Source organism: Streptomyces sp. NPDC107581 (assembly GCF_055657175.1).
On sequence record NZ_JBVKBH010000004.1, the window covers coordinates 581,871 to 591,596 of the forward strand.

General features: G+C 69.3%; 17 protein-coding genes. 12 read left to right on the top strand and 5 right to left on the bottom strand.

Annotation, left to right across the window (positions count from 1 at the left end; translation table 11 throughout):
• Nucleotides 1-75 precede the first annotated feature (75 nt).
• The 5 genes from ACZ7P3_RS12740 (at nt 76) to ACZ7P3_RS12760 (ending at nt 2,111) form a co-directional block, all read left to right on the top strand.
• Nucleotides 76-306 (top strand): hypothetical protein, encoded by a 231-nt coding sequence (locus ACZ7P3_RS12740; protein WP_472080912.1) that lies wholly within the window; start codon nt 76-78, stop codon nt 304-306.
• Nucleotides 303-872, top strand: coding sequence for a hypothetical protein (locus tag ACZ7P3_RS12745; RefSeq protein WP_472080913.1), 570 nt, complete (start codon nt 303-305; stop codon nt 870-872). The genes ACZ7P3_RS12740 and ACZ7P3_RS12745 overlap by 4 nt, the downstream gene beginning before the upstream one ends.
• Nucleotides 865-1,104: a hypothetical protein gene (locus ACZ7P3_RS12750; RefSeq protein WP_472080914.1), complete on the top strand. Its 240-nt coding sequence runs from the start codon at nt 865-867 to the stop codon at nt 1,102-1,104. Before ACZ7P3_RS12745 ends, ACZ7P3_RS12750 begins: the two co-directional genes overlap by 8 nt.
• A gap of 334 nt (nt 1,105-1,438) precedes the next feature.
• On the top strand, nt 1,439-1,567 hold the full coding sequence (locus tag ACZ7P3_RS12755) for a hypothetical protein (RefSeq protein ID WP_472080915.1): 129 nt from the start codon (nt 1,439-1,441) through the stop codon (nt 1,565-1,567).
• Nucleotides 1,560-2,111 (top strand): DUF6221 family protein, encoded by a 552-nt coding sequence (locus tag ACZ7P3_RS12760; RefSeq protein WP_472080916.1) that lies wholly within the window; start codon nt 1,560-1,562, stop codon nt 2,109-2,111. Before ACZ7P3_RS12755 ends, ACZ7P3_RS12760 begins: the two co-directional genes overlap by 8 nt.
• A 247-nt stretch (nt 2,112-2,358) precedes the next feature.
• Here the strand turns inward: ACZ7P3_RS12760 and ACZ7P3_RS12765 are convergent, their stop codons facing one another.
• Nucleotides 2,359-2,826 carry a DUF6221 family protein gene (locus ACZ7P3_RS12765; protein WP_472080917.1) on the bottom strand — a complete coding sequence of 156 codons (468 nt, stop codon included), beginning with the start codon at nt 2,824-2,826 and terminating at the stop codon, nt 2,359-2,361.
• Nucleotides 2,819-3,283, bottom strand: coding sequence for a helix-turn-helix transcriptional regulator (locus tag ACZ7P3_RS12770; RefSeq protein WP_472080918.1), 465 nt, complete (start codon nt 3,281-3,283; stop codon nt 2,819-2,821). The genes ACZ7P3_RS12765 and ACZ7P3_RS12770 overlap by 8 nt, the downstream gene beginning before the upstream one ends.
• Nucleotides 3,284-3,454: 171 nt before the next feature.
• On the opposite strand from ACZ7P3_RS12770, the gene ACZ7P3_RS12775 reads away from it, so the two are divergent.
• The 4 genes from ACZ7P3_RS12775 to ACZ7P3_RS12790 all read left to right on the top strand — a co-directional run bounded on the left by ACZ7P3_RS12775 (nt 3,455) and on the right by ACZ7P3_RS12790 (nt 7,514).
• A complete protein-coding gene (locus ACZ7P3_RS12775; protein WP_472080919.1) occupies nt 3,455-3,730 on the top strand; it encodes a hypothetical protein in 276 nt (91 codons plus the stop codon).
• A gap of 380 nt (nt 3,731-4,110) precedes the next feature.
• Complete coding sequence (locus ACZ7P3_RS12780; protein ID WP_472080920.1) at nt 4,111-4,347, top strand: hypothetical protein; 237 nt, start codon at nt 4,111-4,113, stop codon at nt 4,345-4,347.
• 16 nt (nt 4,348-4,363) lie between these two features.
• On the top strand, nt 4,364-5,692 hold the full coding sequence (locus ACZ7P3_RS12785; protein ID WP_472080921.1) for a GIY-YIG nuclease family protein: 1,329 nt from the start codon (nt 4,364-4,366) through the stop codon (nt 5,690-5,692).
• Nucleotides 5,670-7,514, top strand: a complete 1,845-nt coding sequence (locus ACZ7P3_RS12790) for an FtsK/SpoIIIE domain-containing protein (protein ID WP_472080922.1) — start codon at nt 5,670-5,672, stop codon at nt 7,512-7,514. The genes ACZ7P3_RS12785 and ACZ7P3_RS12790 overlap by 23 nt, the downstream gene beginning before the upstream one ends.
• Nucleotides 7,515-7,711: 197 nt before the next feature.
• On the opposite strand, the gene ACZ7P3_RS12795 is transcribed toward ACZ7P3_RS12790, so the two are convergent.
• The gene (locus ACZ7P3_RS12795; RefSeq protein ID WP_472080923.1) at nt 7,712-7,897 is read right to left on the bottom strand and encodes a hypothetical protein; all 186 of its coding nucleotides are present in this window, start codon (nt 7,895-7,897) and stop codon (nt 7,712-7,714) included.
• 137 nt (nt 7,898-8,034) lie between these two features.
• Here ACZ7P3_RS12795 and ACZ7P3_RS12800 point away from each other — a divergent pair, with 137 nt between their 5' ends.
• Nucleotides 8,035-8,346, top strand: a complete 312-nt coding sequence (locus ACZ7P3_RS12800; RefSeq protein ID WP_472080924.1) for a hypothetical protein — start codon at nt 8,035-8,037, stop codon at nt 8,344-8,346.
• Nucleotides 8,347-8,648: 302 nt separating this feature from the next.
• Here ACZ7P3_RS12800 and ACZ7P3_RS12805 read toward each other — a convergent pair whose 3' ends face one another.
• On the bottom strand, nt 8,649-8,813 hold the full coding sequence (locus ACZ7P3_RS12805) for a hypothetical protein (RefSeq protein WP_472080925.1): 165 nt from the start codon (nt 8,811-8,813) through the stop codon (nt 8,649-8,651).
• Nucleotides 8,810-9,022 (bottom strand): hypothetical protein, encoded by a 213-nt coding sequence (locus ACZ7P3_RS12810; RefSeq protein ID WP_472080926.1) that lies wholly within the window; start codon nt 9,020-9,022, stop codon nt 8,810-8,812. The genes ACZ7P3_RS12805 and ACZ7P3_RS12810 overlap by 4 nt, the downstream gene beginning before the upstream one ends.
• 110 nt (nt 9,023-9,132) lie before the next feature.
• Between ACZ7P3_RS12810 and ACZ7P3_RS12815 the strand changes: the two genes are divergently transcribed.
• Nucleotides 9,133-9,486: a DUF6011 domain-containing protein gene (locus ACZ7P3_RS12815; protein WP_472080927.1), complete on the top strand. Its 354-nt coding sequence runs from the start codon at nt 9,133-9,135 to the stop codon at nt 9,484-9,486.
• Nucleotides 9,487-9,503: 17 nt separating this feature from the next.
• On the top strand, nt 9,504-9,713 hold the full coding sequence (locus ACZ7P3_RS12820; RefSeq protein WP_472080928.1) for a hypothetical protein: 210 nt from the start codon (nt 9,504-9,506) through the stop codon (nt 9,711-9,713).
• Nucleotides 9,714-9,726: the final 13 nt, after the last annotated feature.

The following is a 9,726-nucleotide window of genomic DNA, read 5'->3' on the forward strand; positions in this document are numbered from 1 at the left end:
CACACGACGCGGCACGGCGGTGTTGAAGCCACCGCCGTGCCGGCGCACCGACCCTCTCACAACCCTGGAGCCCCGATGAAGAAGCAGCCCGGCCTTGTACCCGGTCAGGTGTGGCTGTCCCGCTACACGACTGGCATGCACGTTGCCATCACCGAGGTGGACGGCACCCGCGCCCGTCTGATCCCCGTCACGGTCTCCGCGGACGGCGCTGTGACGGCGGCGTCCGGCCGGGGCCGCTGGTCCACTGCTGGCCAGCTGCACCGCGCGTACCGGATCACCGACCACGTCCTGAGGAGCGCCCGATGAACCAGCCCGACCGTCCGTTCCGCGGCGAGCCCACCGAAGTCCTGCAAGCCGCCCTCGACCTCGCCAACACCCACGCCCAGCAGGCCGCCCGATTCCGCCCGCAACAGCAGGGAGACGCCCTGCCCGCCGTCGCCGACCTCCTCGGCGCCGAACTGCAGCACCGGGATGGACAGCCACAGTCGCCCGCCGAACGGGCCGCCGCGCACTCGTGCGGCAACTGCAAGGGCATCGACCCGGACACCTGCCTGTTCAACCCCAACCGGCCGTCCGGCCGCGCGGCCGAGGCGGAGCTGTACGTCCTGCTGCGGAAGGCGGGCGAGGACCGATACGAGGCGCAGGCACTCATCGACCGGCACCGCGACGAGGTGATGCGTCGACGGCCACCCATGGACTGGGCCGTGGTGCGGGCCGAGGCGCTACGGGAGGCCATCGCCGCCGTCGAGGACCCGGAGGAGCGCGCCAAGACCACGACCGGGCTCGGCCTCGGCTGGGAAGCGGCGCGAGACGTGCTGCGTCGGCTGGCTGGCGAGCAGCACGCGGCGGAAACCGAGGCGCGCCGTGGCTGACTACACGTCCGAGACCCTGACCCGCACGATCCGCCGCTGGATCGTCCCCGCCGCCGAACCCTGGGGCGCAGCGGCGGCCGAGATCGGCAAGGCGTGGGCAGTTGCCGAGTTGGCCTACCGCAAGCACTTCGGGATCCCCGAGGACCAGCCGCTGCACGACGACGCGCTCCGGTTCCACGTTCGGGACGAGGAGATCGTCATCGAGTTCCAGACCGAGGCGCGCGCCGCCTGACTGCCGCCTGTTGTGGGGTCGCGTTCCACGGCGCGGCCCCACAACGGGGCGCAGCAGCCCCGAGAAGCCTGCTGTACGCCCCTGTAAGCCACGAAAAGCCCGACAGCGGCTCCAGCCCCGCAACAACGCCACAGAGGCGCTCACAGTCCCAACCTCGCCCCGCCAGACCCGAGGAGACCGCAATGCCCAACACCGAGTACGTCACCATCCCCCGCTGGATGCTCGCCGCGAACGCCGCCCTATGGCTCATCACCGTCATCTGCTGGGTGATCGTCCTCGCCAACTGAACGCCCAGCCGTAGCCCGCCGCCCGCACCCCGCCCAAGGAGCAGCACATGCCTGAGCCCCCGCGCCGCCCCTGCCCGACCGGCCGGCACCACCTCCACCCCGGACTGACCTGCGAGCAGTACGAGACGTGGCGGCGCGAGATCAACGAGGCGATCAAGGAGAAGCCCAATGCCTGACCTGCACGGCTGGATCATCCAGCAGATCGACCGGCGCGAAACCGACGCCCACAACGCCGAAAAAGACCACGGACGCTGCTGGGCCGCCGCATGGGACGACCGCACCGGCAGCTTCCAACTCCTCGACGACCACGCCACCGTCGTAGCCCGCGAACTCTTGCCCGGCGCCGCCGGCCTCCTCGCCATCCACGACCCCGCCGGCGTCCTCCGACGATGCGAAGCAGACCGCCGCATCCTCGCCCGCCACCGCCTGAACCCCGACGCCTACTGGGCTGAGGCCGCCATGTGCGAAGGCTGCGGCACCGAAGGCGAGATGGGATACCCCGTCACCGAGAACCTCAACGACTGCCCCGAACTGCTGGACCTCGGGCACGCGCACGGCCTGACCCCGGAGATCCTCGCCAGACTCGACCGGCCCCAGGAGGGGGAGCGCCCCGAACCGAGCCCCGGCATGCGCATTCCGCACGCCATCTACGAGCCGATCATGCGCGTGGCAATGAGCGACGTGCCGCCCGCACTTCGCGGACCGAACTGGACGCCCTGAACCCAGGCACAGAGCGGCCCGCCGGCTGGTATCCCCTCCAGCCAGCGGGCCATAGTGCCTCTGAGGGCGCCCCTTCGCGGGGGCACCGACGCTACGCCTGGCATGGCCGAAACGGAACCCCCGAGCCCCGCTTGACGCCCATGCCACCATGAGCCTGCTGACCGGTGCTACCGCTGCTCGTACCGGCAGTGCTGCTGCACACGGAAGCCCCCGACCTCCAGGTGGTCGGGGGCTTCGCTGCGTGGGGCTACGGCCGCCACTCCTCGCGGTAGTCCGGGTGATCGGCGTAGGCCAGCGCGAGGTTCGGCAAGATCACGCGCTGGTACTCCGACAGGATCGAGTCGCTGCCGGTCATCACCAGCACGCCGGCCGCCATGGCTTCATACCTGCCGAGCAGTTCCCGCTTCGCCTCGACCTCGCGCAGCACCCGCGCCGGATCATGCTCGACCGCATGACGAGCGATCTCCGGCTCGTGAGCGCCGCCACCGCTCATCCCGCACCCCACCAGCTCCACCGGGCCAACCCCGCCGGCCTCCGGGGTCAGCGTTGTGATCTGCCAGTACGTTCCACCCTCGTCGGTGTACGCGTTACCGAAGCGCCAGTTCGCCGCACCCGGCACTCCGCCGGGAACGTCACCGACAGCCCTGATCGCCGCCCGGGCGATCCGCTCGTCCTCGTCCAGCCTGGCGCGCAGGAACTGCACCAGCTCATCCATCCGACGCCTCCGGCTCGTCCGCCATACGGCGCAGCTCGTTCGCGGCAGCGTTGACATCGTGCATGTGGTCGTCCGTCAGGTCGCGCAGCTTCTCGGACTCGTCCAGCTTGTCGGCGGCCCGGTGCAGCACCTCCGTCCGGTAGGCGCTGACCAGCTCGGCCGCCTGTTCCGCGTCTAGGCCGACGAGCCCGGGACTCGTCAGGGTTTCCGTGAGTCGATCGTGTGCTGTCGTGGTGGTCACGGGGTCTCCTTGCTGGTGGCTGACGAACTGGTCGCGCTTCTTGCCCTGCTGCTTCGGGTTCGCTTCGAACCAGGCGGCGACTTCGGCGGCGCGGTACTGGGTCTTCGTGGAGCCCTCGACCGGAACTGGCTGGGGGAAGGAGGCGCTGCGCCGATAGGTGTGCAGTGCCGACCGGCTGACCCCGTGCTCCAGCTCGATCTGCTTCAAGGTGATCAAGCGGCTCCCCTCGCTTTCAGGGTTCTCGGGCACGGCTACATCCTTCCCGATGTTCTGGACATTGTCCAGAACCTCTGTCACTGTGGAACGGCACCAACAAGTACGGCCCCGGTCGGAGTTCGCACCTCCGCCGGGGCCAGCCATCCCACCTGCCTACCAGGAGGAATGACCGTGACACACGGTACAAGCCTGGCCGCCGCGCCGCCCAGCCCCACGACCGGGACGTGGGCCACCGGGGTCACCCACCGGTATCTCACCAAGGCCGCCGAGATCACCGGCGACCTCACGCTCGCCGTCGAAATCAGCGGCCGCGGCGATGACACCCGCTCCCACTGCACCGGATGCGGCACAACCAAGTCCGCCGACTTCGCATCCGAGACCCACCAGCAAGCCCAAACCCACGCCGAAAAGTGCCGCGCCGTACCCCGCCCGAAGGACGCGCGATGAACGCCGAGCACGAGCGCACCAAGGACGCGCTCCCGATCCGGCCCCGCGGCGGACATCCCCAGCGCTGACCCCACCCCTCATACCGCCGGGCTGGCGGACCAACGCTCCCCCCGTCCCGCCAGCCCGGCACCAGCCACCCCATCCGCAGAGAGGAACCGGCGATGCCCACCAACCCGGAAACCGGCAGCGAGGAGAAGTAGCCCCATGGACAACGAATGCATCAACTGCGGCGCACCCGACGGCCACCCCTACTGCAACGAAGCATGCCGACAAGCCGACAACCCCGACGACTGATCGGTAGCCCACGGCGGACGTCCCCGCACAGGACGCCCGCCCTGGAGATCCGACCAGCCACCCCAACCAGCCGCCCGGGAGCACCGATGCGACGCCGCCGCCCCGATCACCTCATCCGCAACCTGTTCATCGCCAGCCTGATCGTCCTGGCCGCCATGCACCCCGACGGCACCAGCCGCCTCGCCGAACTCGGCACCGGCCTCGTCCTCGCCATCATCACCGGCATCGCCAAGGCAGCCGCCGCGAACCTCGCCGCCGCAGCCGTCGCCGCCGGCCTCATCTACATCGCCTACGAAGCCCGCACCCGCCGCACCCACTCCTGACCGGAGGCATCCCGCCATGGCCCGCCCGTTCCGCCGTCCGACCCGCACCATCACCGACACCGTGAACGGCGTGCCCGTCTCGTACCCCGTTCCCGACACCACCCCCACCCTGCCCCGCCTCCCGTTCAACCTCGACGCCACCCTCCGCCGCCTCCTCTTCACCGTCGCCATCTGTATGACCATCGGCGCGATCATCTGGGGCACCGTCGCCATCGGCGGCATGCTCGCCCTCCTCGCCCCGCCCTGGGGCGCCTACCTCGTCGCCGGGATCTTCGACGCCGGATGGGCCGCCTGCCTCATCTCAGAGTGGATCCTCCGCTACGACCACAAACGCGCACAGGTCCCAGCTGGTGCCGGTATCGCGATGCTCGCCGTGTCCATGGCCGCGATCATCATCGACGGCGTCCGGTCCGACGCCGTTGCCGTCGGCGTCATCGGCGCGCTCGTCTCCGCCGCCGCCAAGGGCGTATGGGCGATCGGCATGCACACCATCCGGATCAAGCTCGAACCCAAGTACGAGGCCTACCTGAGGACCCTGCAGCAGCAGGCCGGCACCGAGCAGGCCCTCGCCCTCGGCGAATGGGACCGCGCGCGGACCGGGCACAAAACGGCCCGCCTGAAGCTCGCCCTAGAGGCTCGCCAGCCCGAGCCCGAGCCCATCGTCGAGCAGATCGCACCTGCCGTTCAGCCCGAGACACTCGTCGGTAAGCAGCTCGCCACCGAGCCCGCCGGCGTCGTCGGTGAGGAGATCGAGGACGTCGAAGACCTCCTCAAGAAGGCCCACGCCCCCGTCGTCTACTTCCTCCGCAACGGGACCCGCGTCAAGATCGGCACCACGCGCAACCTCCGCCGCCGCATCGCTGGCCTCGCCCTCCGCCCCGACGACGTCATCCGTGTCGAGCACGGCGGCCAGGACTACGAGCAGTCCCTGCACGCCCGCTTCAACGAACACCGCGTCGGCAACACTGAGTGGTTCGAGCTCCGCGGTGAGCTCGCCACCTACCTCGGTGAGCTCGAAGCTCAGCCCCTTGAGCTGACGGCTCAGTTCGTGGAGCCCACGGCTCAGCTCGCCGAGCCTGCCCACGCAGGCGGTGGGCTCAGCGCTGCTCCCACGCAGGCCAGCGCGCCTGAGCCGCCAGCTCCGCCCGCTGCGCCGCAGGCCCAGGGGTTCGGTTTCTCGGCCCACCTCACCGCCCAGTCGGCTCAGCGCGCCAAGGCCGTGGCTCAGGTCATTGAGCTCCTGGCTCAGGACCGCGGCATCACCTCCGAGCAGGTGAAGGAGGAGCTCGGCGTCAGCCTGGCCACGGCGAAGCGCTACCTCCGTGAAGCACGCCAGGCCAACTAGCCCGCCGCCGTCCGGCCCCGCCACCGCGCGGGGCCCTTCCGCCTCCCCGGAGCGCCGCGCCGTGAAGCTCACCCGCACCGACCTCGCCACCAGCACCATCGCCCCGAGCATCGTCACCGGCGCCGCCCTGATCGCCGAATGGCAGTACGGCACCACCGCAGCCGTCGCCGAGTTCGTTACCGCCCTCGCCACCGGCAAGCTCGCCTTCGTCAGCTTCGCGAAGAAGTGGCCACAGCCCCTGTCCTGGGGAGCGCTCGCCGCGGCCGGCGCGTTCACGCAGGCCGGCGTCACCACCGTCGGCGGGGCCGGGCCGACCGCCTACGCGTGGCTCGTCGCCTGCGCCGCAGCAGTCGCCGCCAAGCTGGTGTACAAGCACCACACCAGGCACGACGACATGAAGCTGAACATGGAAGCCGTGAAGCTGCAGACGGCGCTGGTCGGGCAGCAGATCCGGCAGCACCAGCTCGCCAAGGTCGCCGCGCCCGCACCCGTCCCCGTGGGCCCGAACCTGGCCGGACGCACCGTCGAGGAGCAGCAGCTACGCACCGCCGTGTGGGAGACGCTGAAGGCGGAACTCGCGGGCTGCTTCGTCGAAGCCACGGACGTCGGCTGGAAGGCCGTCTTGGACTGCCCGCCCGCCCTGGACCGTGCGACGCTGCGCGTCCGCTGGCCCAAGGTTGCGGGAGCCATGCGCGTCGACGGCGCGTTCCACCTCGACGACGGCCCGCTCACCAGCCAGCTCGTCATCAACTATGTCGACGGCGACCCGCTGGAAGCCGCCGTCCCCTACGAGCCCGAGCACGGTGCCACGTTCCGGGACCCCGTCCGGATCTCCCAGGACGAGTTCGGACAGCCCGTCGACATCGAGATGGCCTACGCCCACACCCTCATCGCCGGCAGTTCGAAGTTCGGGAAGTCCACGCTGGTCAGGCTGGTAGCCATCCGTCTGGCAGGGCGTCCGGACACTGTCCTGTACGGGGTGGACATGAAGCCCGGCTCGCCGGAACTGTCCCCGATGCTGCCGATCCTGCAAGACCTCGCCTCCACCCCCGAGGAGGCGCACGCCCTGATGGACTGGATGCGGCAGGAGTTGGACGAGCGCGGGCAGATCCTCGCCCGACACGGCGATCAGGAATGGATCCCCGAGAAACACGGCCGGCCCGCCGTGTACGTCATCGTCGACGAACACGCGGAGCTTGTCCGGCAGGGCGACAAGGGCCTGAAGAAGGGCCACCGGATCAGCGACAAGGTGGAGTCGTTCCTAGCCCTGAACAGGGCGTATGGCATTCACATGATCTCGGCGACGCAGCAGCCGTCATCCGGAGTGTTCGGTGGGAAGACGGACGCCCGCGGCAACTACGCGAATCGGATCAGCACCAGGATGAACGACCGCGATCACGCGATGTTCGTATTCGGCAGGTCCAGTGGATACAACCCGGGCGACCTGACGAAGCCGGGCGAGATCCTCGTCAACACCCCTGATCACGGCAAGCCGTTCCGGTCGCGGGTGCAGTGGCTGCGTGGTGAGGACTTCAAGCGGGAGATCGCACGTCTCGGCCAGGAGACGGCGAAGGCTCCGGTCGGGAAGCGGCTGATCCTCCCGGTGCCGGGCGACTCGAACCAGGACAAGGTTCGCAACGCGCTGGCGAAATACGGCAACATGACGCGGCGCGAGCTGGAGCAGGCGACCGGCCTCGGCGACAAGCAGGTGAGGGACGCGGCTGGCGCGCTCCGCCCGGAAGTCGAGCGTGATGAGGCTACGCAGACGTGGCGGATCGTGCCGGTCGGAGCATGGGATGTACAGGCGATAGTGCAGCAGTAACCCGCAGGTCAACGGGCATGCGGTGGGGGTGGATTGGGGGGTGGATCTGTACGACGGCCGGGGTGGATCGGCGGTCGCTCCCAGCGTCCCGGTCACCCCCCGATTCACCCCCGCCCAGCACCGTTTGACAGTCCTGCGACACTGGGTTTTGAGGCGAGTGCCAGGCCCCGTCACCGTTCCCCCGTCGGTGACGGGGCCTACTCGTGTCCGGGCTCGGGCTCGACGTCCGCCGGCCGGTCGGGGATGGCGCGAGCGAGCCAGCCGTTGCCGACGATATCGGTGGGCATCGTGGACGGTCGGGCGCCGAGCTTCGCGCACAATTCGCGCAGGGCGTGCAGGCATTCGGTTTTGGTGTCTGCCTGTACTGCGTACCTGATCGCCACAGGTGCCAGTGTGCCGGTGCTGGAAGGGGTGCGGCGCTGGTTCGGGCGGATTCGGGTCACGGAACGGCGACAACGCCTTCACGCAACCTCCACGCGGGAGCATCATGCGGCGGACAGAACGAACCCAGGGGGAACCCATGCGCCGCCGCACAACCATCATCAGCGCCACCGCAGCCGCGGTCGTAGCGGCCGGCACCGGACTGGGTATCTGGCTTGCCCAGCCGTCCTACGACGACATGGTGAAGGACTGCCAGAAGTCGCTCACGTCGTCGGCGACGAAGACGCACCGGCCCGGCGCCTGTGAGGGCTTGAAGCAGGACGACTACGACACTGTCCTGATGGCGTGGACCCTGAACCACGCGATCAAGGACATGCCTAAAGACGAGCGGGACGCCCTCGATTACTACGACGACGGCTCGATCAACGGCAGCCTCACCGACGGGCCGTAGCCCAGACGTGCAGCGGCCCCGCTCCGGATCGTCCGGGCGGGGCCGTCGTCATGCGGTGGGCTCGCCGTGGGGAGGAAGGCCTGCGCGGCGCCTGAGAAGCGCGTCCTGCCGCTTATTGATCTCCCGATACATGTCGAGCATTCGGTCTGCGATCTCTCGCTCGCACGTGGTGCAGTGCCACAGCGTGCGGGTGTTATGCCACAACCACGGCTTGCCGGTGTCGTTGCCGCACCGGTCGCAGGGTGGTGAGGTGGGCTCCGAGGTGCCTCGGTGGAGTAGGGCGCGCAGGCGTGTGGTCAGGCTCATGTGGTGGGATCCTCGTCCGGGCCCGGCGTCTCGGGCGGGTAGTCGACGCAGTCCCTCGTGTGCTTCATCGCGACGGGTACGCCGTCCGGGCCCGTGGTGATGACGCGGATGTCCAGGTTGCCGAACGTGGCGTGGCAGTGCGGGCAGTCGACGTCGCTCATGCGGTCTTCTCCTCGCTGCTCTTGGCCAGCCGACGCAGGTACTCGCGGGTCCAGCCGGTGATGCGGACGACGGTGGCCTGCGCCCCGCGCTCCTCGGTCTGCTGGAGGAAGGCGACGGCCTCGGCTTGGAGGTCGGTGCGGGCGGCGTCGAAGGCGGTCTCGGCTTCTCGGTAGCGCTGGGCTGCGAGTTCGAGCTTGGCGGTGTTCATACCCCGAGTCTCCCACAAGATTGGCCAACCGGCTAGGCCAAGCCTCTTGACTAAGGCCTACCAAGTAGGCCAACATGGGTGTCACAAGGAAGCGCACCAAGGGGGCAGCAATGCAGAACACCACCACCCACCAGCACACCAACTGCCTCCGCTGCGGACGCACCCTCACCAGCGCCAAGAGCTGCGCCACCGGCTACGGCCCCACCTGCACCCGCAAGGTCCGCGAAGCCGCCAAGGCCGAGATCATCGCCACCTACAAGCCCCACCAGATCGCCAAAGCCGAAGAACTCATCGAGCAAGGCGCCCTCATCCCCCTCCGCACCGGCATCTACCTCGCCCCCTCCTCCGACGGCGCACGCACCTACAAGACCCACCGCACCGCCTGCTCCTGCCCCGCCGGGATCAAGGGCCTCCACCCCTGCAAGCACCGCATCGCCGCCCACATCCTCAGCCTCGCCGCCTGACCCCGGAAGGACCCACCATGCTGAACCTCGACCGAAACAAGCAGTACGACCACGAGTACTCCGACGACGGTGGCCGCACCTGGATCCCCACCAACACGAACTGTTCCGCGATGGTCGAGGCCGAAGTCCTGTACGCCAATGAGCAGGGCTGCCCCGTCACGGTCACGGGACAGGTCGTCGTCATCAACGAGGGCAGCAGCCTCACCCGCTGGACCCCGCGCTCGTAGCGCCCGCTGCTTG

Excerpts from the sequence above, each read along its gene's own strand:
- ACZ7P3_RS12740 (WP_472080912.1), top strand. The coding sequence starts at position 76 with ATGAAGAAGCAGCCCGGCCTTGTACCCGGTCAGGTGTGGCTGTCCCGC.
- ACZ7P3_RS12745 (WP_472080913.1), top strand. The coding sequence starts at position 303 with ATGAACCAGCCCGACCGTCCGTTCCGCGGCGAGCCCACCGAAGTCCTG.
- ACZ7P3_RS12755 (WP_472080915.1), top strand. The coding sequence starts at position 1,439 with ATGCCTGAGCCCCCGCGCCGCCCCTGCCCGACCGGCCGGCACCACCTC.
- ACZ7P3_RS12760 (WP_472080916.1), top strand. The coding sequence starts at position 1,560 with ATGCCTGACCTGCACGGCTGGATCATCCAGCAGATCGACCGGCGCGAA.
- ACZ7P3_RS12765 (WP_472080917.1), bottom strand. The coding sequence starts at position 2,826 with ATGGATGAGCTGGTGCAGTTCCTGCGCGCCAGGCTGGACGAGGACGAG.
- ACZ7P3_RS12780 (WP_472080920.1), top strand. The coding sequence starts at position 4,111 with ATGCGACGCCGCCGCCCCGATCACCTCATCCGCAACCTGTTCATCGCC.
- ACZ7P3_RS12785 (WP_472080921.1), top strand. The coding sequence starts at position 4,364 with ATGGCCCGCCCGTTCCGCCGTCCGACCCGCACCATCACCGACACCGTG.
- ACZ7P3_RS12800 (WP_472080924.1), top strand. The coding sequence starts at position 8,035 with ATGCGCCGCCGCACAACCATCATCAGCGCCACCGCAGCCGCGGTCGTA.
- ACZ7P3_RS12805 (WP_472080925.1), bottom strand. The coding sequence starts at position 8,813 with ATGAGCGACGTCGACTGCCCGCACTGCCACGCCACGTTCGGCAACCTG.
- ACZ7P3_RS12810 (WP_472080926.1), bottom strand. The coding sequence starts at position 9,022 with ATGAACACCGCCAAGCTCGAACTCGCAGCCCAGCGCTACCGAGAAGCC.
- ACZ7P3_RS12815 (WP_472080927.1), top strand. The coding sequence starts at position 9,133 with ATGCAGAACACCACCACCCACCAGCACACCAACTGCCTCCGCTGCGGA.
- ACZ7P3_RS12820 (WP_472080928.1), top strand. The coding sequence starts at position 9,504 with ATGCTGAACCTCGACCGAAACAAGCAGTACGACCACGAGTACTCCGAC.